The sequence below is a fragment of the Streptomyces sp. NPDC093600 genome (assembly GCF_044764755.1).
In the GTDB taxonomy this organism is placed as follows: domain Bacteria; phylum Actinomycetota; class Actinomycetes; order Streptomycetales; family Streptomycetaceae; genus Streptomyces.
In genome coordinates this window covers 16,154-38,824 of record NZ_JBIWIU010000002.1, presented here as the reverse complement: position 1 = coordinate 38,824, position 22,671 = coordinate 16,154, and the positions used below count along the sequence as shown (strand labels likewise).

General features: G+C 73.8%; 16 protein-coding genes. 13 read left to right on the top strand and 3 right to left on the bottom strand.

Features of this window, described 5'->3' with window-relative positions; genetic code table 11:
* Window positions 1–13: 13 nt before the first annotated feature.
* Together malQ and ACIRB4_RS05810 are read right to left on the bottom strand one after the other, a co-directional pair.
* Window positions 14–2,107, bottom strand: coding sequence for a 4-alpha-glucanotransferase (gene malQ / locus ACIRB4_RS05815; RefSeq protein WP_403288716.1), 2,094 nt, complete (start codon window positions 2,105–2,107; stop codon window positions 14–16).
* Between the two features lie 42 nt (window positions 2,108–2,149).
* Window positions 2,150–2,356 carry a hypothetical protein gene (locus ACIRB4_RS05810; RefSeq protein ID WP_403288715.1) on the bottom strand — a complete coding sequence of 69 codons (207 nt, stop codon included), beginning with the start codon at window positions 2,354–2,356 and terminating at the stop codon, window positions 2,150–2,152.
* Window positions 2,357–2,546: 190 nt separating this feature from the next.
* Here ACIRB4_RS05810 and ACIRB4_RS05805 point away from each other — a divergent pair, with 190 nt between their 5' ends.
* Window positions 2,547–5,582, top strand: a complete 3,036-nt coding sequence (locus tag ACIRB4_RS05805) for a beta-N-acetylglucosaminidase domain-containing protein (RefSeq protein ID WP_403288714.1) — start codon at window positions 2,547–2,549, stop codon at window positions 5,580–5,582.
* A 42-nt stretch (window positions 5,583–5,624) separates the two neighbouring features.
* Here ACIRB4_RS05805 and ACIRB4_RS05800 read toward each other — a convergent pair whose 3' ends face one another.
* Entirely contained in the window at window positions 5,625–6,188 is a 564-nt protein-coding gene (locus ACIRB4_RS05800; RefSeq protein ID WP_403288713.1) for an HNH endonuclease, read from the bottom strand.
* Between the two features lie 246 nt (window positions 6,189–6,434).
* On the opposite strand from ACIRB4_RS05800, the gene ACIRB4_RS05795 reads away from it, so the two are divergent.
* From ACIRB4_RS05795 to ACIRB4_RS05740, 12 genes are all read left to right on the top strand, one after another.
* Complete coding sequence (locus tag ACIRB4_RS05795; protein ID WP_403288712.1) at window positions 6,435–7,502, top strand: mechanosensitive ion channel family protein; 1,068 nt, start codon at window positions 6,435–6,437, stop codon at window positions 7,500–7,502.
* A gap of 216 nt (window positions 7,503–7,718) precedes the next feature.
* Window positions 7,719–8,933 carry an ROK family protein gene (locus ACIRB4_RS05790; protein ID WP_403288710.1) on the top strand — a complete coding sequence of 405 codons (1,215 nt, stop codon included), beginning with the start codon at window positions 7,719–7,721 and terminating at the stop codon, window positions 8,931–8,933.
* Window positions 8,934–9,009: 76 nt separating this feature from the next.
* The gene (locus tag ACIRB4_RS05785) at window positions 9,010–10,353 is read left to right on the top strand and encodes an ABC transporter substrate-binding protein (protein WP_403288709.1); all 1,344 of its coding nucleotides are present in this window, start codon (window positions 9,010–9,012) and stop codon (window positions 10,351–10,353) included.
* Window positions 10,354–10,371: 18 nt separating this feature from the next.
* Complete coding sequence (locus tag ACIRB4_RS05780) at window positions 10,372–11,334, top strand: carbohydrate ABC transporter permease (protein ID WP_403288708.1); 963 nt, start codon at window positions 10,372–10,374, stop codon at window positions 11,332–11,334.
* Between the two features lie 3 nt (window positions 11,335–11,337).
* A complete protein-coding gene (locus ACIRB4_RS05775) occupies window positions 11,338–12,234 on the top strand; it encodes a carbohydrate ABC transporter permease (protein ID WP_403288707.1) in 897 nt (298 codons plus the stop codon).
* A gap of 9 nt (window positions 12,235–12,243) precedes the next feature.
* Window positions 12,244–13,509 carry a 6-phospho-beta-glucosidase gene (locus ACIRB4_RS05770; RefSeq protein ID WP_403288706.1) on the top strand — a complete coding sequence of 422 codons (1,266 nt, stop codon included), beginning with the start codon at window positions 12,244–12,246 and terminating at the stop codon, window positions 13,507–13,509.
* A complete protein-coding gene (locus tag ACIRB4_RS05765) occupies window positions 13,500–14,471 on the top strand; it encodes an N-acetylglucosamine kinase (protein WP_403288705.1) in 972 nt (323 codons plus the stop codon). Before ACIRB4_RS05770 ends, ACIRB4_RS05765 begins: the two co-directional genes overlap by 10 nt.
* A gap of 236 nt (window positions 14,472–14,707) precedes the next feature.
* Entirely contained in the window at window positions 14,708–16,150 is a 1,443-nt protein-coding gene (locus tag ACIRB4_RS05760) for a hypothetical protein (RefSeq protein ID WP_403288704.1), read from the top strand.
* A gap of 11 nt (window positions 16,151–16,161) precedes the next feature.
* Window positions 16,162–17,214, top strand: coding sequence for a glutamate ABC transporter substrate-binding protein (locus tag ACIRB4_RS05755; protein WP_403288703.1), 1,053 nt, complete (start codon window positions 16,162–16,164; stop codon window positions 17,212–17,214).
* 15 nt (window positions 17,215–17,229) lie between these two features.
* Window positions 17,230–18,528: a hypothetical protein gene (locus ACIRB4_RS05750; RefSeq protein ID WP_403288702.1), complete on the top strand. Its 1,299-nt coding sequence runs from the start codon at window positions 17,230–17,232 to the stop codon at window positions 18,526–18,528.
* The gene (locus ACIRB4_RS05745; protein WP_403288701.1) at window positions 18,522–21,176 is read left to right on the top strand and encodes a tetratricopeptide repeat protein; all 2,655 of its coding nucleotides are present in this window, start codon (window positions 18,522–18,524) and stop codon (window positions 21,174–21,176) included. Before ACIRB4_RS05750 ends, ACIRB4_RS05745 begins: the two co-directional genes overlap by 7 nt.
* 2 nt (window positions 21,177–21,178) lie before the next feature.
* On the top strand, window positions 21,179–22,657 hold the full coding sequence (locus ACIRB4_RS05740; protein ID WP_403288699.1) for a protein phosphatase 2C domain-containing protein: 1,479 nt from the start codon (window positions 21,179–21,181) through the stop codon (window positions 22,655–22,657).
* The last annotated feature ends 14 nt before the right edge of the window (window positions 22,658–22,671 follow it).

Sequence of the window (22,671 nt, the reverse complement as noted above, 5' to 3'; positions counted from 1 at the left end):
ACGTAGCGAACGCCTAAACGGGCCGCGCGCCCGGGGGTGCCGTACGGGGCCCGAACACGCTCAGCAGCCGGTGCAGCCGCGGCGAGGCGGCGAGCTGCTCCAGGCTGAGCGGCTGGCCGTCCGGACCGGCGACCGGCAGCCGCCAGTTGGGGTACTGGTCCCAGGTCCCCGGCAGGTTCTGCGGGCGCCGGTCCCCCACCGCGTCCGGCAGCCACACCCCCACCATCCGGGCCGGGGTGCGCAGCAGGAACCGGTGCACCGCCCTGATCTCCGCCTCCTCGTCCCCCGGACCCTCCGGGAGCAGCCCGAGCCGCTCCAGCAGGCGGAGCCAGTCGCGGGTCTCGGCCGCGTCCCTGCTCCGTTCTCGCTGCAGGTCCCCGGTGAGCAGACCGAGCCGGTGGCGCAGCGCCACATGGTCGCCGCTGAGGCGGGCGGCGGTCGAGGGGAGGTCGTGCGTGGTGGCGGTGGCCACACAGTCGGCGCGCCAGGCCTCGGGCGGCAGCGGGCGGCCCGTGCCGGCCCAGTCCCGCTCGAACCAGAGCACGGACGTGCCGAGGACCCCGCGCCGGGACAGTTGCTCGCGCACGCCCGGCTCGACCGTGCCGAGATCCTCGCCGATCACGACGGCGCCGGCCCGATGGGCCTCCAGGCAGAGGACGGCGAGCATGGCCTCGGCGTCGTAGCGGACGTAGGTGCCCTCGGTGGGCTCGCGCCCCTCGGGGACCCACCAGAGCCGGAACAGGCCCATCACATGGTCGATGCGCAGGGCGCCCGCGTGGCGCAGCAGCTCCTTCAGGAGTCCGCGGTAGGGGGCGTGGCCGGAGGCGGCCAGGGCGTCGGGACGCCAGGGCGGCAGCCCCCAGTCCTGGCCCAGGGCGTTGAAGGCGTCGGGCGGGGCGCCGACCGACATGCCCGCGGCGAAGGCGTCCTGCTGGGCCCAGGCGTCGGAACCGTCGGGATGGACGCCCACCGCGAGGTCGTGGACGACGCCGATGTCCATGCCGGCCTCGCTCGCCGCCGCGCCCGCGGCGGCGAGCTGGCGGTCCGTCAGCCAGGCGAGCCAGCAGTGGAAGTCGATCCGGTCGGGCAGCCCGTCGCCCGGCCCCGCGCCCGCGCGGACCGCCGCCTCGGCGGAGCGCGGCTCCCGCAGCTCCTCCGGCCAGGTGCGCCAGTGGTGACCGTGGCGCTCGGCGAGCGCGCAATAGGTCGCGTGGTCCTCCAGGGCCCGGCCGCGCTCGGCCAGGAAGTCGCGGTAGTCGGCGCGTCTGCCGGGGCCGAGCTCCACGGTCCTGATGAGCTCCAGGGCGCGCCGCTTGACCTCCCATACCGCGTCCCGGTCGATCAGGGCCCCCTTGCGCAGGACCCGTTCGCGCAGCTCGGCGGCGTCGGTGAGGACGGAGTCCAGTTCGGCCCGGTATTCGGGGGCCACGTGCGCGTACTCCGGGATGTCCTCGATCCGCAGATGGACGGGGTCGGGGAAGCGGCGCGAGGACGGGCGGTACGGGGAGGGGTCGGTGGGCGCCCCGGGCACGGCCGCGTGCAGCGGGTTGACCTGGACGAACCCGGCGCCGTGCGTCCGGCCCGCCCAGGTGGCGAGCTCCCGCAGGTCGCCGAGGTCGCCCATGCCCCAGGAGCGGGTGGACAGCACGGAGTACAGCTGGACGAGCAGGCCGAAGGACCGCCGCTCCGGGCGGGGCACGCGCGCGGGGGCGACGATCAGCGTGCTCCGTCCGCCGCGCCCCTCGGGGGCGACGGCGTCGACCGTGTGGACGCCGGGCGGCAGCCCGTCCCAGTCCTCGCCCTCCACCACGTCGCCCGACTCGGTCGTGACCCGCAGCCGGGTGCCGGGCGGCAGGTCCTCCGGCGGGCGCACCGGGCCCGCGGGGTCCTCCCGCCAGCGCACCAGGGTGGCGGGCAGCAGGCGCTCCCGCTCGGCCCGCAGGGCCGTCTCGAGCGCGGCGTCGAGCGCCTCCGGCGTGGAGGCGTCGACGTCCAAAGCGCCGAGCACGGCCACGACCGTGGCGTCGGGCACCCGGACGGTGACGCCCTCGGAGGGCTCGTACTCGGTGGCGACGCCGTGGAGGGCGGCGAGGCGGGCCAGGGTCACTTCACGCTCCGGGGGCTCTGGGGCCACGAGGCCCAGGGGGAGTCACACTCCGGGGGACTCCGTGCCGCCCGCGGTGCCGGGGGCGGTGGGTTCGCTGGTCAGGGGGGCCGCGTCGGTCAGGGGCGGCTCGCTGGTGAGGGGTGCGGCGTCGGCGAGCGGGGGTTCGCTGGTCAGCGGACCCGGGATCAGGAGGGGTATCTGTTTGGAGCGGACGATCGTCAGGCGGGGGTGGGGGGTGGACACGGACATGTGGGCTCCCGTTGCGTCTCGACAGGTGGGACAACGACTGAGCCCTACCCAGCCCGTCCCGTTTTACCGGCCCGACTTGGCGAAGGGGTGCCACCCCGCCGGGCAAAGCAGACACATCGACCATGCGCATTGACACCTCAGCCGGACGGGTGGTGGGCTCGTAACCCACTCGTGACCAAAGGAGTCCCACGTGCACCTCGGGCGCAGGAAGCGGACCGCGTCGGCCGTGGCCGCCGCGGTGATCGGTGGTCTCCTCGGCGGCGGCATGCCGGGTCTCGCCCAGGCCGCGCCGGTCTCCCCCCTCACCGCCCCCGACGAGCGGCGGGCCGTGCCCCCGGTGTGGCCGCGTCCGCAGTCGCTCAAGGGCGCGGGGCCCGCGGTGCCGCTGGGCGAGCAGGTGACGCTGATCACGGACGCGGACGCCGATCCGTACGCCGTCGCGGCGCTGCGCGAGGTGCTGCGGGCGGCGGGGGTACGGACCGTCCACACGTCCCTGCCCGGCGGCGGGACCGTGATCCGCGCCGGCGCGGCCTCCTCCGGCGAGGCCTTGCGGGCGCTGCGCGTGCCCGAGCGGGCCGATCTGCCGCGCGGCGGCTACCGGCTCGCGACCGGGCGGGTCCAGGGCCGGGACACGGTCGCGCTCGACGGTGTCGGCGAGGACGGCCTCTTCCACGCCGTCCAGACGCTGCGTCAGCTCGTCGGCGAGGGGCGCGAGGTCCCGGGCGTGGTCGTCCGCGACTGGCCCGGCACCGCCGTACGCGGGCTCACCGAGGGCTTCTACGGGCGCCCGTGGAGCCTGGACCAGCGCCTGGCCCACCTCGATTTCATGGGCCGCACCAAGCAGAACCGCTACCTCTACGCCCCGGGGGACGACCCCTACCGCCAGACGCAGTGGCGCGACCCCTACCCGGCCGACCAGCGCGCCGGGTTCCGCGCGCTCGCCGAGCGGGCCCGCGCCAACCATGTGACCCTCGCCTGGGCCGTGGCGCCCGCCCAGTCCATGTGCCTGGCGTCGGACGACGACGTCGCGGCGCTGCTGCGCAAGATCGACGCGATGTGGGCGCTCGGTGTCCGCTCCTTCCAGCTCCAGTTCCAGGACGTCAGCTACAGCGAGTGGCACTGCGGGAAGGACGCGGACACCTTCGGACGCGGGCCCCGGGCGGCCGCCACCGCCCACGCGCGCGTGGCGGGGGCCGTGGACCGGCATCTGGCCGCGCGGTACCCGGACGCCGAGCCGCTGACCCTGATGCCGACCGAGTACTACCAGGACGGCGCCACGGAGTACCGCACGGCCCTCGCGGCCGCGCTGGACGACCGGGTACGCGTGGCCTGGACGGGCGTGGGGGTCGTCCCGCGCACGATCACCGGGCGCGAACTGGCCGGTGCGCGCGGGGTGTTCCGTCATCCGCTGGTGACCATGGACAACTACCCGGTGAACGACTACGCCCAGGACCGGCTCTTCCTCGGCCCCTACACGGGACGCGAGCCGGCCGTGGCGGCCGGTTCCGCCGCGCTCCTCACCAACGCCATGGAGCAGGCCGCGGTCTCCCGCATCCCGCTGTTCACGGCCGCCGACTACGCCTGGAACCCGAAGGGCTACCGGCCGCAGGAGTCCTGGCGGGCCGCCGTCGCGGAGCTGGCCGGGCCGGACCCGGCGGCGCGCGCCGCGCTGTGGGCGCTGGCCGGGAACGACGCCTCCTCGCTCCTCGATCCGGAGGGCGAGTCGGCGTATCTCAAGCCGCTGATGGCCGCGTTCTGGAGCAGCCGGACAGCCTCCGACCCGGCGGCGCGGGAGAAGGCGGCGCGGGAACTGCGGGCGGCGTTCACGGTGATGCGGGAGGCCCCCGGGCGGTTGGCCTCGACGGCCGGCGGCACGCTGGACGACGAGGCGCGGCCGTGGCTGGAGCAGCTGTCGCGGTACGGCCTGGCCGGCGAGGCGGCGGTCGACATGCTGCTTGCCCAGGCCCGTGGCGACGGGGCGACGGCCTGGCGGTCCCAGCTGCGCCTGGAACCGCTGCGCGAGGCTCTGAGGTCGAGCGAGGTGACGGTCGGCAAGGGTGTCCTCGATCCCTTCCTCACGCGCGCGGTGGCGGAGTCGGCGGCCTGGACCGGCGCGGACCGGGCGGGGCGCGCCGGGCGGCCGGCGGACCGGGCGCCGGACTCGTACACCGTCCGGCTCGACCGTTCCCGGCCCCTGGAGACCGTGACCGCGATGACCGAGCCGGGCGCGGCCGCGGGGCGGGACGCGCGCGTGGAGGCGCACGTCCCCGGCGAGGGCTGGCGGACGCTCGGCCCGCTGTCCGCGTCCGGCTACACGCAGACGGAGCCCAAGGGGCTGCGGGCGGACGCGGTGCGGATCGCGTGGAGCGGTACGGCTCCGCGGGTCCGGTCCCTGGTGCCGTGGTTCGCCGACGAACCGCGCGCCGAACTGGAGCTCGCCCGCGCCGAGACGGACGCCGAGATCGGCGGTCCCGCGCAGCGGGTCGACATCCGGCTGGCTCCCCGGCGGGCCGGGGAGGTGCGCGGGGCGCTGACCGCGAAGGCGCCGAAGGGCGTCGAGGTGCGGCTGCCGAAGGAGATCCGGGTGCCGCGCGGCACGCGCGCGACGGTGCCGGTGCGGGTGTCGGTGGCGGCGGACGTGCCGGCGGGCTCCTACCGGGTGCCGGTGAGTTTCGCCGGCGAGGAGCGGGTCCTCACGGTCCGCGCCTTCCCGCGCACGACGGGACCCGATCTGGCGCGGACGGCGAAGGCGTCGTCCTCGGGCGACGAGACGCCCGACTTCCCGGCGGCCTCGGCCGTGGACGGCGACCCGGCCACCCGCTGGTCCTCCGAAGCGGAGGACGGAGCCTGGTGGCAGCTGGAGCTGCCGCGGCCCGCCCGGATAGGACAGGTGGTCCTGCACTGGCAGGACGCGTACGCCTCCCGCTACCGCGTCCAGGTCTCCACCGACGGCCGGAGCTGGCGCACCGCCGCCACGGTCGCCGACGGGCGCGGGGGCCGCGAGTCGGTCCGCATGGACGCGGCGGACACCCGCTTCCTGCGCGTGCAGGGCGACGCGCGGGCGACGGAGTACGGCTACTCCCTCTGGACGGTGGAGACCTACGCGGTCGCCCCGCCGAAGCCGGCCGGGAAGCCGGCGGTCCCCGGCGGGGCGGAACAGCCGGGGCAGCCGGAACAGCCGAAGGAGCCGCGGCAGCCCGACGAGCCGCCGCGGCCCGGGGAGTAGCCCCCGCACGCCGACCGCCCGACCTCGCGCCGACCGCCCCTCTCAGCCCGTCCGTACCGCCCCCGTGGGAGCGTGCGAGACGGCGTCGATGCGGGCCATCACGTCGTCGGCACCGTACGGCTGGAGGTAGGGCAGCCAGCGCGGGTCCCGGTGCCCGGTGCCGATGATCCGCCACGCCAGGCCCGTCGGCGGCGCCGGTTGATGGCGCAGGCGCCAGCCCAGCTCCCGCAGATGCCGGTCGGCCTTCACGTGGTTGCAGCGGCGGCAGGCCGCCACCACGTTGTCCCAGGCGTGCGTGCCCCCGCGGCTGCGCGGCACGACGTGGTCGACGCTGGTTGCGACTCCACCGCAGTACATGCAGCGTCCGCCGTCGCGGGCGAAGAGCGCTCTGCGGGTCAGAGGAACGGGCCCCCGGTAGGGGACCCGTACGAACCGCTTCAGCCGGACCACGCTGGGTGCCGGGATCACGCGGGTCTCGCTGTGCAGGAAGGCGCCGGACTCCTCGAGGCACAGTGCCTTGTTCTCGAGGACGAGGACGAGCGCGCGGCGGAGCGGTACGACGCCGAGGGGCTCGTACGACGCGTTGAGGACCAGGACATGCGGCACGGATGCCTCCTAATACGCCGGCGGCGCGTGGCTCGCGCCGGGACGAACTGCTCTCAGTCTCTCCTCATGCCTGGTCGGAACGCCACCATGCGGCCGTAACGGGCTTGGGGTGTTCTCGACCACAACGGCATCGTCCCCGGAGTATTTCCCGCGTGAGCTCGGTCTCTCCCTCGAACAGGGCAAGGGGAGCACTCGGATGCCCCGTTAGTGTGGATGGTCTGTACGTGATGCCTGGAGGTCTCTGTCGTGTCCTGGTCCGCCCTGGCGGCCGCCGCCGATCCGCAGCCTGTTCCGGTGACCCTGGACGAGGCCGCGCAGAAGGCGACGAACGCCGCAGGCTGGGTGGAGGAGAACTGGTCCACCTGGCTCAACACCGGTCTGCGCATTCTCCTCATCCTCGTCGTCGCCCTTCTGCTTCGGATGGCGATCCGCCGCGCCCTGACCAAGCTGATAGAGCGGATGAACCGCTCCGCCCAGGCGGTGGAGGGCACCGCGCTCGGCGGGCTGCTCGTCAACGCCGAGCGGCGCCGACAGCGCTCGGAGGCGATCGGCTCGGTGCTGCGCTCGGTCGCGTCCTTCGTGATCCTGGGCACGGCCGGCCTGATGATCCTGGGCGCCTTCCAGATCGATCTGGCCCCGCTGCTCGCGTCGGCCGGTGTCGCGGGTGTGGCGATCGGTTTCGGTGCCAGGAACCTGGTGACGGACTTCCTCTCCGGTGTCTTCATGATCCTGGAGGACCAGTACGGCGTCGGTGACTCGGTCGACGCGGGCGTGGCCTCCGGCGAGGTCATCGAGGTCGGTCTGCGGGTGACGAAGCTGCGCGGCGACAACGGCGAGATCTGGTACGTGCGCAACGGCGAGATCAAGCGGATCGGCAACCTCAGCCAGGGCTGGGCGACGGCGGCGGTCGACGTCACCGTCCGCTCGACCGAGGACCTGGACCGGGTCCGCGCGGTGATCACCGGGGCCGGTGAGGCCATGGCCAAGGAAGAGCCGTGGAACGAGCGCCTGTGGGGTCCGGTCGAGATCCTCGGCCTCGACGAGGTGCTGCTGGAGTCGATGACGATCCGGGTCTCGGCGAAGACGATGCCGGGCAAGGCCCTGGGGGTCGAGCGCGAGCTGCGCTGGCGGATCAAGCGGGCCCTGGACGAGGCCGGCATCCGTATCGTCGGCGGCGTCCCGGCGCAGGGCGAGGACGCCGCGGCGGACCCGACCGCGGGCATGGCGGCGCCGTCGGCGTTCGCCTCCGCGACCTCCCCGCAGTCCGTGGCGGCCACGCCGATCCCGCCGTCCTCGCCGAACCTCTCGAAGTAGCGCTCGCTCCGTCCGGACGCCCCCGCAGGTAACGCTTTGGTTGCCTTCGGGGGCGTCGTGCGTTCCGGGGTATTGACGCCCCGGCGACGCCCGTCCTACGGTCCTCCCACCGAATAGGAAACTTTCCTAACAGAGCCCCTTGGCCCAGTTGGGAGACCGGGCCACGGGGCAGCAGAATGGGCCCCCGACCAGAGCCGAAGGGCAGGTGCATCCGTCATGGCCGGCACGACCCCGGGTACCCCCGGCACCCCACGCGTGCTGCGCGCCATGAACGACCGTGCCGCCCTCGATCTCCTGCTTGAGCACGGCACCCTGTCCCGGACCCGGATCGGCAAACTCACCGGGCTCTCCAAGCCGACCGCCTCGCAGCTGCTCGCCCGCCTCGAAGCCGCCGGACTCGTCGTCGCCACCGGCACCACCGCGGGCCGCCCGGGCCCCAGCGCCCAGCTGTACGCGGTCAACGCCCGGGCCGCCTTCGCCGCCGGACTCGACGTGACCCCGCACCGCGTCCGCGCCGCCGTCGCCGACATCACCGGCGAGGTCGTCGGCGAGTTCGAGCTGGCGACCCCGGGCCGGGCCGCCGAAGGCGTCGTACGGCAGGTCACCACCGCCCTCGACGGCGCCGCCAAGGACGCCGGGATCACCCGGTCCGAAGTGCACCGGCTCGTCATCGGCACCCCCGGCGCCTTCGACCCGGCCACCGGACGGCTGCGGTACGCCTCCCATCTGCCCGGCTGGCACTCCCCCACCCTCCTGGAGGAGCTGGCCGCCGTCCTGCCGATGCCGTTCGAGTACGAGAACGACGTCAACCTCGCCGCCGTCGCCGAACAGCGCGTGGGTGCCGCCCGCGGCCACGACGACTTCGTGCTGCTGTGGAACGAGGAGGGCCTCGGCGCCGCCCTCGTCCTCGGCGGCCGCCTCCACCGCGGCTTCACCGGCGGCGCCGGCGAGGTCGGCTTCCTGCCCGTGCCGGGCACCCCGCTCGTACGGAAGGTGACCAAGGCCAACTCCGGCGGCTTCCAGGAGCTCGCGGGCGTCCAAGCGGTCCCCCGGATCGCCCGGGCCCTCGGCATCGACACCGCCGAGCAGCCGTACGTCCCCACCGCGTCCGCGCTGCTCTCCCACGCCGCCGCCCACCACGCCACCGACCCGCGGCACGCCGCGCTCCTCGACCGGTACGCCGAGCGGCTGGCCACCGGTCTCGCCTCGCTCGTCGCCGTACTCGACCCCGAACTCATCGTCCTCTCCGGCGCCGTGACCGTCGCCGGCGGGGAGCCCCTGCGCGAGCGCGTCCAGTCCGAACTGGCCGAACTCGCCGCGTCCCGGCCCCGGCTCGTCCTCGGAGCCGTACACCGCCACCCCGTGCTGCGCGGCGCGCTCGAACGCGCCCTCGCCGCCACCCGCGACGAGGTCTTCGACACCTCGCGCTAGCCCCGCCCGGTCCCGTCCCGTCGGCCCCTCCGCCACCGCCCTTCGCCACGGCCCTCCGCCCCAGGGAGACTTCGCCATGCCCGTACGCCCCCGCAGAGCCGCGATCGCGCTCGCCGCCACCGCCTCCATAGCCGTCCTCGCCTCCGCCTGCACGGGCTCCGCGAGCAACGGCGCGAGCGACGACCCGAACGCGAAGACGACGATCACCTTCTGGCACGGCTGGTCGGCTCCGGCCGAGGTGAAGGCGATCCAGGACAACGTCGACCGCTTCGAGAAGGCCCACCCGAACATCACGGTGAAGGTCGTCGGCAACATCAACGACGACAAGCTCAACCAGGCGCTGCGCGCGGGCGGTTCGAACGGTCCTGACGTCGTCTCCTCCTTCACCACGGCCAACGTCGGCAAGTTCTGCGCCTCGGGCGCGCTCGCCGACCTCAAGCCGTTCATCGAGAAGGACAGGCTCGACCTCGACAAGATCTTCCCGAAGGTGCTGCAGCAATACACCCAGTTCGAGGGCGTGCGCTGCGCCCTGCCGCTGCTCTCCGACGCGTACGGGCTCTACTACAACAAGGACGCGTTCAGGGCGGCCGGCCTCGACCCCGACGCCCCGCCGAAGACCTGGACGGAGTTCACCCAGGTCGCCAAGAAACTGACGAAGCCCAAGGGCGACTCGTACGAGCAGCTCGGCTTCATGCCGAACTACCTCGGCTACGAGACGGCCGTCAGCCACTACATGTCGCAGTGGGACCACCGCTACTTCGACGCGGACGGCAAGTCGAACATCGCCAAGGACCCGGCGTTCGCGGAGATGATGACGTACCAGAAGTCGCTGGTCGACGCGCTCGGCGGCTTCCGGAAGCTGGACAGGTACCGCACGACCTTCGGTGACGAGTGGGGCGCCAAGCACCCCTTCCACACCGGTCAGGTCGCCATGCAGCTCGACGGCGAGTGGCGGCTGAACTTCATCGAGGACGCCAAGGTCGGCTTCGAGGTCGGCGTCGCGCCGCTGCCGGTCGCCGACGACGAGGTGGCCGAGTACGGCAAGGGCTACCTCTCCGGCACGATCATGGGCATCGCCCCGCGGAGCACGAAGCAGAACGCCGCCTGGCAGCTGGTGAAGTACATGACCACCGACACCGAGGCCGTGGTGGCCTTCGCCAACGACATCGGCAACGTGCCCTCCACCCTGGAGGCGCTGAAGTCCCCGAAGCTGAAGTTCGACCCGCGCTTCAAGACCTTCCTGGACATCGCCCAGCACCCCGCGTCGACCACGTCGGACGGCGCGGTGAACGGCTCCACGTACCAGGACACCCTCCAGGACTTCGCCCAGAAGTACGAGAAGGGCCAGGTCACGGACTTGAGGAAGGGCCTTGAGGAGACCGCGGCCCAGATCGACCGCGACATCGCCCAGGCGAAGTGAGAGCGGGACCGGTACCTCATGTCCTCCGACACCCTCGACCCGCGCCGGGCGGCGCTGCGGTCGAAGCGCGTGCGCCACGCGCTGCGCACCGCGGCGTTCATGTCGCCCTGGCTGATCGGATTCGGCGTCTTCTTCGCCTATCCGCTCCTGTCGACCGTCTACTTCTCGTTCATGAAGTACGACGGTCTGAACCCGCCGACGTGGCGGGGCCTGGACAACTGGACGTACGTCTTCTCGGACCTGCCGAAGTTCTGGCCGGCGATGGCGAACACCCTCTGGCTGGCCGTCGTCATGGTCGCCTGCCGGGTGGTGTTCGGCCTCGGCGTCGGCATGCTGATCACCAAGATCAAGACGGGGGTCGGAGTCTTCCGCACCCTCTTCTACCTGCCGTACCTGGCCCCGCCGGTGGCCGCCACGCTGGCCTTCGTCTTCCTCCTCAACCCCGGCACGGGACCGGTCAACTCGCTCCTGGAGGCGGTCGGCATCCCCGCCCCCTCCTGGTTCAACGACGCCGACTGGGCCAAGCCGGCCCTGACCGTCCTCGCCGTGTGGGGCGTCGGCGACCTCATGGTCATCTTCATGGCGGCGCTGCTCGACGTACCGAAGGAGCAGTACGAGGCCGCGGAGCTGGACGGGGCCTCGGCCTGGCAGCGGTTCCGCTACGTCACGCTGCCGAACATCTCCCCCATCGTGCTGTTCGCGGTCGTCACCGGGGTCATCGGCGCGATGCAGTACTACACCCAGCCGATCGTGGCGGCGAAGGTCGCCTCCGGCAACATGGGCGGCTCCGGCCAGACCTTCGAGCCGGGCTATCCGGACGACTCCACGCTGACGCTGCCGCAGCTGGTCTACAACCTCGGCTTCGGCCGCTTCGACTACGGCGCCGCCTGCGTCGTGGCCCTCGTCCTCTTCGCCTTCTCCATGGCCTTCACCGCGCTGCTGATGCGCCGGCGCGGCGGCCTGATCGGCTCGGGTGACTGATCCATGACGACCACCTCCACCCTCCCCGCCCGGCCCGCCCGGCCCGTGGCGAGCCCGGCCGAGAAGCGCGCCCGCCGCAGGTCGCTGCTGCACTGGATCGCCGTGCACTCCCTCGGGATCGCCGCCGCCCTCTTCTTCGTGCTGCCGTTCGTCTTCGTCTTCCTGACGTCCCTGATGAGCGACCAGCAGGCGCTGACCCGGGACCTGACCCCGGACACCTGGCACTGGGACAACTACCTCCGGGTCCTCGACACCCCCGGCTTCCTCACCTGGTGGCGGAACTCCCTGCTGTACGCGGGCGCCGGCACCGCGCTCGTCGTCGTCTCCTCGATCCCGGTGGCGTACGCGCTCGCCAAGTTCCGCTTCCGCGGCCGGCATCTGTCGCTGCTGCTGGTCATCTCGATGATGATGCTGCCGCCGCAGGTCGTCATCATCCCGATGTACCTGTTCTGGGCCAAGCAGATGGACCTCTCCGGCACCCTGTGGCCGCTGATCGTCCCGATGGCGTTCGGTGACGCCTTCGCCGTCTTCCTGCTGCGCCAGTTCCTGCTGACCATCCCCGACGAGTACATCGAGGCCGCCAGGATCGACGGGTGCGGTGAACTGCGCACCCTCGTCAAGGTCGTGCTCCCGATGGCCAGGCCCGGCATCGCCGCAGTGGCGCTGTTCCAGTTCTTCTACTGCTGGAACGACTACTTCGGACCGCAGATCTACGCCTCCGAGAACCCGGGCGCGTGGACGCTGAGCTACGGCCTGGAGTCGTTCAAGGGGGCGCACCACACCGACTGGAATCTGACCATGGCCGCGACCGTCCTGGTCATGGCCCCTGTGATCCTCGTGTTCTTCTTCGCCCAGAAGGCGTTCGTCGAGGGAGTCACACTGACCGGAGTGAAGGGCTAGCTGACCGATATGAAGCTCGCTGTCGTGGGGGGCGGCTCCACCTACACCCCCGAACTGATCGACGGATTCGCGCGGTTGCGCGCCACCCTGCCCATCACCGAACTCGTCCTCGTCGACCCGGCCGCCGACCGTCTGGAGCTGGTCGGCGGGCTCGCCCGGCGGATCTTCGCCAAGCAGGGCCACGACGGGAGGATCGTCACCACGCCGCACCTCGACGCGGGCGTCGAGGGCGCCGACGCCGTCCTGCTCCAGCTACGGGTCGGCGGACAGGCCGCGCGCCTCCAGGACGAGACGTGGCCGCTGGAGTGCGGCTGCGTCGGCCAGGAGACGACGGGGGCCGGCGGCCTCGCCAAGGCGCTGCGGACCGTCCCCGTGATCCTCGACATCGCCGAGCGCGTCCGGCGCGCCGCCCCGGACGCCTGGATCATCGACTTCACCAACCCCGTCGGCATCGTCACCCGCGCGCTGCTCCAGGCCGGCCACAAGGCCGTCGGCCTGTGCAACGTCGCCATCGGCTTCCAGCGGAAGTTCGCCAAGCTGCTCGGCGTCGCACCGGCCGAGGTCCATCTCGACCACGTCGGCCTGAACCACCTGACCTGGGAGACCGCGGTCCGCCTCGGGGGACCCGAGGGCGAGAACGTGCTGCCACGGCTGCTCGCGGAGCACGGTGACGCGATCGCCGACGACCTGCGCATGGAGCGGGCGATCGTGGACCGGCTGGGCGTCGTCCCCTCGTACTACCTGCGGTACTTCTACGCGCACGACGAGGTCGTACGCGAGCTCGGCGAGAAGCCCTCGCGGGCCGCCGAGGTGGCCGCGATGGAGAAGGAGCTCCTGGAGCTGTACGGGAATCCGGAGCTCGACGAGAAGCCCGCCCTGCTCGGCAAGCGCGGCGGCGCCTTCTACTCGGAGGCCGCGGTGGACCTGGCCGCCGCGCTGCTGGGAGGGGGCGGCTCGCCGTACCAGGTGGTGAACACGTACAACAACGGCACGCTGCCCTTCCTGCCGGACGACGCCGTGATCGAGGTGCAGGCGGCGGTGGGCGCGCAGGGCGCCTCGCCGCTGCCGGTCGCCGAGGTCGACCCGCTGTACGCCGGGCTGATGGCGCACGTGACGGCGTACGAGGACCTGGCCCTGGAGGCGGCCCTGCGGGGCGGCCGCGACCGGGTGTTCAGGGCGCTGCTCGCGCACCCGCTGGTCGGGCAGTTCGCGCGGGCCGAGGGGCTCACGGACCGGCTGATCGAGCACAACCGGGAGCACCTCGCGTGGGCGTGACCGGAGTCCTGCTGGCGATCGACGCCGGGAACAGCAAGACGGACGTGGCGGTCGTCAGCCCGGGCGGTGAGGTCCTCGGTGCGGCGCGCGGGGCAGGGTTCCAGCCGCCGGTCGTGGGGGTCGAGGCGGCGCTCGACGGGATCGCGGAGACGGTGGGACGCGCGGTCTCCGAAGCGGGGCTCCCGCTGTCGTTCGCGCATGTCTCCGCCTGCCTCGCCAACGCCGATCTGCCGGTGGAGGAGCGGGAGTTGACCTCCACCCTGGAGGCGCGGGGCTGGAGCCGCTCGGTCCAGGTGCACAACGACACCTTCGCCGTCCTGCGCGCCGGCGTCGACGAGCCCCGGGGTGTCGCGGTGGTGTGCGGCGCCGGGATCAACTGCGTCGGCATGCTGCCGGACGGCCGGACCGCCCGCTTCCCCGCCATCGGGCGGATCTCCGGCGACTGGGGCGGCGGCAGCGGACTGGCCGAGGAGGCCCTGTGGTTCGCGGCCCGCGCCGAGGACGGGCGGGGCGAGCCCACCGAGCTGGCCCGCGCCCTGCCCGCGCACTTCGGCCTGGAGACGATGTACGCGCTGATCGAGGCGCTGCATCTGGGCCGCATCCCCTTCGAGCGGCGGCACGAGCTGACGCCCGTGCTGTTCCGTACGAGCGCCGGGGGCGACGCCGTCGCCCGTGCGCTGGTGCACCGGCTCGCCGAGGAGGTCGTCGCCCTGTCGTCGGTCGCGCTCGGGCGGCTCGGACTCCTCGACGAGGAGGCCCCGGTGGTGCTGGGCGGCAGCGTGCTGGCCGCCCGCCACCCGGAGCTGGACGACCGGATCGCCGAACTGCTGGCCGTGAAGGCGCCGAAGGCGGCGATCGGGGTGGTGACCGCGCCGCCGGTCCTGGGCGCGGCGCTCTTCGCGCTCGACGCGTGCGGGGCGGGCCCGGGCGCCGCGGCCCGGCTGCGGGCGCACTACTCCTGAGCTCCCTCCCCTCCGGGTGAACGGGGCGTTCCCGCCGTAGGGGAACGCCCCGTTCACCCTTTCGTGGTGGAACCGATCCCGGCCGGGCGACGTGTTCCACGAAGGGGGTTCGCCCGTGGGGGCGGCCGGGCATGGGGCACGATAGGAACAAGATCGCGTCATTTCCGGTGTGCGGGTGGGGCTCCTGAGGTCATACTGCTGGCCGGGCAGCCGTCGTCGACCATGGGGGAGGTCACGTGACATACCCGCCGAACGCGCCCGCCGCGGCGGCGCCGGGCACCGCGCCCGCGCGCCCGAGCGGCGGTGTGCCCGCGCAGCCGTCCCCGCTGCCCACTCAGCCGTCGCCCGCGCCCGCCGCGGTCCCGCCCGCCGGGCGGGGCGCCTGGGACGAGGGCAGGGAGTGGCTGCGCAAGGCCGCGACCACCGAACCCGGCCGGTTGCGGGTCCTCGGTGCCGTACTGGCCCTGCTGGTCGTCGCGTTCGGGACGGTCACCGCCTTCGAGGTCGCCGACCGGGCCGCCTCCGCCGACGACGTGGTGAGCCGCAGCCAGCCCCTGAGCGCCGACGCCGCCGACATCTACCGCTCGCTCGCCGACGCCGACACCGCCGCCGCGAGCGCGTTCCTGGCGGGCGCGGAGGAGCCCCCGGACGTGCTGAAGCGGTACGCCGACGACATCACCACGGCCTCCCGGCTGCTGGTCAAGGCGGCGGCGAGCACCGAGGGTTCGACGGAGTCGGCCCGCGAGATCGCCACGCTCAACGAGTTCCTGCCCCGCTACACCGGCCTGATCGAGCGCGCCCGGGCCGCGAACCGGCAGGGTCTGCCGCTGGGCGGCGCCTATCTGCGGTACGCCAACCAGCAGATGACCACCGAACTGCTCCCGGCGGCCGAGCGGCTGTACGAGGCGGAGACGGCCAGGCTGGACCGGGACGAGGAGGACGCGCGGGAGTGGCCGCTGCTCTCCCTCGCCCTGGGGATCGTCGCCCTCGCCGCCCTCCTGTGGGCCCAGCGCCGCGACTACGCCCGGACGAACCGGGTGTTCAACCACGGACTGCTCGCCGCGACGGCCGCCTCCGTGATCATGCTGCTCTGGCTGGCGGCCGGACACACGGTCGCCCGGGCCGGGCTGAGCGAGGCCCGCGAGCACGGGCAGAGCTCGCTGCAGGTCCTCAACACCGCGCGGATCAACTCCCTGAAGGCCCGCGCCAACGAGAACCTGGCGATGGTCTCGCGGGGCGCGGTCCTCACCGACGACGGCAAGAACGACAAGTACGAGACGGACTACGCCACGGGGATGCGGGCGCTGACGGACGCGCTCGCCCGGGCCCGGGAGCTGGCCGACGACGACGCCGGGCGCGATCCGGTGAGCGAGGCCGCGGACCGTACGGCCGAGTGGCGGCAGCGCCACACCGTCGTCCGCGAGAAGGACGACGCGGGAGACTTCGAGGGCGCGCTGGCGCGGGTCATCGGGTCGAAGGAGTCCACCGGGCAGTCCTTCGACCAGGTCGACGCGGCCCTGGAGAAGGCCCTGGAGCACGAGCAGCGGGAGTTCACCCGCGCCGCCGACGGCGGGCGGGGCGCGCTGACCGGACTCCCGCTCGGCGCGGCCGCGCTCGGAGTCCTCGGCGCGGCCGGTGCGATCCTGGGGATCAACCGCAGGCTGTCGGAGTACCGGTGAGAGGGGGCGGGATGCACAACGGCGTCGACGGCACGGGAACGCACCACCAGCCTCCCCGGGGTCCCCTGGCGCGGCTGCGCGGCTGGGGCGGGGTCGCCGCCATGGCCGTCGCCTGCGGACTCACCGCCTCCCTCACGCTGTTGCCGCTCGCGCACGGCGGAGCCGGCCGGGCGGACCCGCCCCGCGTCTCCGGCCCCGGCGCCGGTGTCGCGACCGGCCTGCCGGTCAGGGCGGACACCTGCGAGAACCCGGAGTCCTCGCTCACCCCGTCCGGCGCCGACGGCCCCTCGATCGCCGCCATCAAGCAGCGCGGCAGACTCGTCGTGGGAGTCGACCAGTCCAGCTACCGCTGGGGATACCGCAACCCCAGCACGCGCGCGCTGGAGGGCTTCGACATCGACCTGGCCCGGGCCATCGCCACGGACATCCTGGGCAGCGACCAGAAGATCGTCTTCCGGGCCATTCCGACCAACCAGCGGATCGCCGCCCTGGAGAGCGACGAGGTCGACCTCGTCGTCCGCACGATGACGATCAACTGCAAGCGGATCCGGCAGGTCGCCTTCTCCACCGCCTACTTCCAGGCCGGGCAGCAGGTCCTCGCGCCCAAGGCGTCCCCCATCACCGGGTACGACTCCTCGCTGCGCGGCAAGCGGGTCTGCACGGCCGAGGGCTCCACCGCCTACGAGGCCCTGGAGCACGACTCCTTCGGTGCCCTGTACAAGGACGAGGGCGACGGCACCAGGCACGACAAGGACCTGCTCACCGTCCCCAACCAGCTGGACTGTCTGGCCCGGCTGCAGATGGGCGAGGTCGACGCCGTCGTCACCGACAACGCCCTGGCGGCCGGCCAGGCCGCCCAGGACCCGGCGGTCGAGCTCAAGGGCAGCCCGTTCACCACCGAGTACTACGGCGTCGCCGCCAAGCTCGGCAACGACGACCTGGTCCGCCGGGTCAACCAGGTCCTCGTCCAGTACCGGCAGGGCGCCTGGACGGCGGCGTACGCCAAGTGGCTGAAGGCGGACCTGCCCGGGATATCCGGGCCCCCCGCACCGAAGTACAAGTAGAGCGAGAGGTGATCGATGGGCGTCGCGGGACCCCCCGGGCCGGTAATGGACCGGGACGAGGTGGACCGTGCGCTGGCGCGGCTCGGCGCGGAGCACAAGGCGGTCGAGGACTCGCTCCTCGCGCTCCAGGACCACGCGGGCCGCAGGCTGCTCGAAGGCGCCGAGCTGACCGGCACGACCCGGGAGCGCTGGGAGACCACCGAGAGGACGATCACCCGGCTCTGGACGTACTTCGACGCGTACACCGCCGCCCTGGACGACGTCCGTGAGCTGCGCTCCCGCCGCCGCTGGCCCGGCCCGGCCGAACTGGCCGAACTGACCGAGCGGCTGCGGGGCGAGAGCGTGCACGTGGCCGACGGGCAGCAGGGGCTCCCGGCATCGCTCGACGGCCCGCCACGGCTCTCCGAGAGTTTCACCCTGGAGCGTCTGGTGAGCCGGATGAACGAGCTGTACGCGGCCTCGCTCGACGTGGTGGTGACCGCCGACGCCGTCTGGTCGGCGCTGCCCGCGCGGATAGACCTGCTCGCCGCCGAACTGCGGCGTACCCGCTCGCTCGCGCACTCGGTCGGCGTCCGGCCCGGGGAGCACCCGGCCGGCGACGAGCTGGAGTCGATCACGGCCGAGCTGACCGCGCTGCGCGCGCAGGTCGTCACCGACCCGCTGGCCTTCTGGCGCCCGGCGATGGGCAGTTCGGCGCCCGGCGGCGGCCGGCCCGACACCACCCGGTACGACCGGGCGGCGCTCGCCCTGGAGGACGTGCGGCGGGAGATCGAGGCGGTGCTCGCGGTCCGGCAGGACTCCGAGGAGCGGCTGCTGCGGCTGCGCGACGTGCTCTCGCGCGCCGACCGCACCCTCGCCGAGGCACGGGCCGCGCGCGGCGAGGTCCTCGCCAAGATCGCCGCCTCCGAGGTGCCTGCCGTCAGCGGCCCGCCGACCGCCCTCCAGGAACGGCTCGCGACCGCCGCCGAGTACCGCAGACACGCCCAGTGGCACCGGCTCTCCCCGCTCCTGGAGTCCCTGGAACGGGAGGCCGAGGACGAGCTGATGCGCGCCCGCGAGTCCCTGACCGCCGTCACCGCGCCGCTCGCCGTCCGCGCCGAGCTGCGCGGCCGGCTGGACGCGTACCGGGCGAAGGTGGCCCGGCTGGGCGCGGCGGAGGACCCGCTGCTGATCGAGCGGTACGACGTGGCGCGCCGGATGCTGTGGAGCGCGCCGTGCGACCTGCGGGTCGCCGAGCAGGCGGTGCTGCGCTACCAGCAGGCCGCGGCGGAGGTCCTGTCCGGGCCCAGAGACGCCAGGGGGAGTAAGTGGTGAGCACCTGTCAGCGTCCCTCGTGCGAGGGCTCCTACGAGGACATGGGCGGCGGCGAGCTGTACTGCGACACCTGCGGGCTCGCCCCGGTGCTCCCGCCCGGCGGGCTGCTGCAGTCCACCCCGACCGGGATGGCCGTGCCGGGCAGGAGCGGCGCGGACACCGGTTCGTCCCGCAGCGGTTCGCGCGCCTCCTCCCGCGCCTCCTCGCGCTCCTCGACCTCCCGGCGCTCGGTCTCGGGCCGTCTGTCGCGGTCGCTGTCGGGGACGAGCACCGCCCGTTCGGTCTCGGTGCGCAGCTCCGGCTCGTCGACCGGCCAGTCCGGGCGCAACCGGCTCGGCGCGGGCCTGGTGACGATTCCCGAGGTGCCGCGCCCCGATCCGCGCGGCGCGGTGATGAAGAACCCCGAGGTTCCCGAGAGGAAGCGATTCTGCTCGCGCTCGGACTGCGGCGCCCCGGTGGGCCGTTCGCGCGGCGACCGGCCGGGTCGCACGGAGGGCTTCTGCACCAAGTGCGGGCATCCGTACTCCTTCGTGCCGAAGCTCCGCGGCGGGGACATCGTGCACGGGCAGTACGAGGTCGCCGGCTGCCTCGCCCACGGCGGTCTCGGCTGGGTCTATCTCGCCGTCGACCGGGCCGTCTCGGACCGCTGGGTGGTGCTCAAGGGCCTGCTGGACACCGGCGACCAGGACGCGATGGCGGCGGCGATCTCCGAGCGCCGTTTCCTCGCGGAGATCGAGCACTCCAACATCGTCCGGATCTACAACTTCGTCGAGCACCTCGACCAGCGCACGGGCTCCCTGGACGGCTACATCGTCATGGAGTACGTCGGCGGCAAGTCGCTCAAGGAGATCGCCAACGACCGGCGCACGCCGGAGGGCCGGCGCGATCCGCTGCCGGTCGAGCAGGCGTGCGCGTACGGCATCGAGGCGCTTGAGGCGCTCGGGCACCTCCACAGCCGCAACCTGCTGTACTGCGACTTCAAGGTCGACAACGCCATCCAGACCGAGGACCAGCTGAAGCTGATCGACATGGGCGCGGTGCGGCGGATGGACGACGACGAGTCGGCGATCTACGGCACGGTCGGCTACCAGGCGCCGGAGGTGGCGGCGGTCGGGCCCTCGGTCGCGAGCGACCTGTACACGGTGGCGCGCACGCTGGCGGTCCTGACCTTCGACTTCCAGGGGTACACCAACGTCTTCGCCGACTCGCTGCCCGAGCCCGACCACATCGAGGTCTTCCGGACGTACGAGTCCTTCTACCGGCTCCTCGTCCGCGCGACGGATCCGGACCCGGCCCGCCGGTTCGCCTCCGCGCAGGAGATGGCGGAGCAGCTGACGGGTGTGCTGCGCGAGGTCGTGGCCCTGCAGTCGGGCCGGCCACGGCCGGCGCTTTCGACGCTGTTCGGCACGGAGGTCCGGGTCACGGACACGGAACTGTTCGCCGAACCGGCGGACGACGTCTCGGTCCTGGGCGCCCGGGGGCCGCGCGGCGGACGGGGGCGCGCGAGGGCAGCGGGTGGGCCTTCAGGCGGTCTGCCCGGGGCGCCGACGGCGGGCGGGTCTTCCGGCGGTGTGGCGGGCGGGCCTTCCAGCGGTTTGCCCGGGGCGCCGACGGCGGGTGGGGTTTCCGGCGGTGTGGCGGGAGCGCCCGCGGCAGGTGGGCCGTCCGGCGCGCTGGCGGGAGCGCCCGCGGCAGGTGGCGGGGTTCAGGTCGGTGGGCCGTTCCTCATCCCGCTGGACGGGCGGGCCGCCGCGCTCGCGCTGCCCGTGCCCCGGGTCGACCCCGGCGATCCCAACGCCGGTTTCCTGGCGGGCCTGACGGCCGCCGCGCCCGTCGAGCTGCTCGGCGCCCTGCACACCGCGCCCGCGCCCTCCCTGGAGCTGCGGCTGCGCGAACTGCGCGCCCGGCTGGAGATGGGTGATCCCGGCTCGGCCGGGCGCGCCCTGGCCACGCTGGAGGAGCGGCACCCGGACGACTGGCGGGTGGTCTGGTACCGGGGCGTCACGTCCCTGGTGACCGGCGACCACGAGAACGCCGCGCTCTCCTTCGACGCGGTCTACGACGCCTTCCCCGGCGAGCCCGCGCCGAAGCTCGCCCTCGGCATCTGCGCCGAGGTGCTCGGCCAGCTGGACAACGCCGCGGAGTACTACCGCCTGGTGTGGGCGACCGACCCGAGCTTCGTCAGCTCGGCGTTCGGGCTCGCCCGCGTCCGGTTGGCGGCCGGCGACCGGGCCGGGGCCGTACGCACCCTGGAGTCCGTACCGGAGGCCTCCATCCACTACACCGCGGCCCGGGTGGCCGCGGTGCGGGCGCGGCTGCGGCGGCGCGCGGCGCACGAGCCGCTGGGCGAGGACCTGACGGCGGCCGCGGCGCAGGTCTCCGCGCTCCAGGGCTTCGGCCTGGACGCGGTGCGCCGGGAGCGGTTGTCGACGGAGGTGCTCGGGACCGCGCTCGACTGGGTACTCTCCGGGAGTCCCGGAGCGGGGCCCGGCGGCACGCGGCTGCTCGGCAGTGAACTGGACGAGCGCGGTCTGCGCTTCGGCCTCGAACGCTCGTACCGGGTGCTCGCCCGGCTCGCTCAGCAGGGCGAGGAGAGGATCGAACTGGTGGAGCGGGCCAACCGTTTCCGTCCCCGGACGTGGGTGTGAGTATGTCCCAGAAGCCCCAGCACCAACTCTCCGCCTGCCCCGGCTGCGCGGAACCACTGGACTCGGGTGACCGGTTCTGCGGGGCGTGCGGATACGACCTGACGGCCGTACCCGCACCGCAGCCGGGGTCCGACCGCCCGACGGTGGCGATCGGCACCCCCGTCGACTGGCCCGAGGCGCCGCCCCGGGACCCGTACGCGCTGTCCACCTCGACCCAGCACCCGGGCGACCTGCCGGTCATGGACTCGGGCGGCCACGACCTGCCCCCGCGGACACCCGCGCACGGCACCCCGGGCCAGGAGGCGCCGGCGGTCGGTGAAGCGGGCCCGGCGCCCGCGCGGGACCTGCCGACGATCCCGGTCCGCACCGACGGGCCGCACGCGGCGGCGACGTCCGGGGACGGCCTCGCGGCGCTCGCGGAAGCCGGCCCCGTACCCTCCCCGCCACCCGCGCCGCCTTCCTCCCCGCCCCCTTCTACGGAGGGGGACTTCACCCTGGCCGCGCCCGACCCGCGGGCCGCCGCCTCCCAGCCGGTCGCGCCGCAGCCGGTCGCCGGGCCCAAGGTGTGTGTGGCGTGCCGGGCCGGGCGGGTGGACGCCGACGGGTACTGCGAGAACTGCGGGCACGCGCAGCCGCGCGAGCGCGACCACATGGAGCAGGAGCTCTCCACGGTCGCCGCCGTCAGCGACCGCGGCCTGCGCCACCACCGCAACGAGGACGCGTTCGCCGTCTCCGCCACCGCGCTGCCCGACGGCTCCCCCGCCACCCTCGCGATCGTCTGCGACGGCGTCTCCTCGGCGACCCGCCCCGACGAGGCCTCCGCCGCCGCCGCGGACGCCGCCGGCCGCTCGCTGCTCGCCGCCCTGCCCCGTGGCACGCACCCCCAGCAGGCCATGCACGAGGCGATCGTCGCCGCCGCCGAGGCGGTCAACGCGCTGGCCGAGCAGCCCGGCCAGGACGCCATGGAGCACGATCCGCACCGCCACCAGAACGCTCCGGCCTGCACCATCGTCGGCGCGATCGTCGCCGACGGGCTGCTGATCGTCGGCTGGATCGGCGACAGCCGGGCCTACTGGGTGCCGGACGACCGCACCGCGCCGCCCGCCCGGCTCACCGAGGACGACTCCTGGGCCGCGCAGATGGTCGCGGCCGGCCTCATGAGCGAGGCGGAGGCGTACGCCGACGAGCGCGCCCACGCGATCACCGGCTGGCTGGGCGCCGACGCGTACGAACTGGCCCCGCACACGGCCGCGTTCAAGCCGGACCGTTCCGGCGTGGTCGTGGTCTGCACGGACGGGCTGTGGAACTACGCCGAGGCCGCCGAGGACATGGCCCGGGTCGTGCCGCCGGACTCCGCCGGGCGGCTGCTGCACGGGGCCCAGGTCCTGGTCGGGCACGCGCTGGACGGCGGCGGCCACGACAACGTAACGGTGGCGCTGCTGCCGTTCACCGCGGGACCCCGGGGGGCAGGATCGGCCTGAGCCGTCGCCGGCCG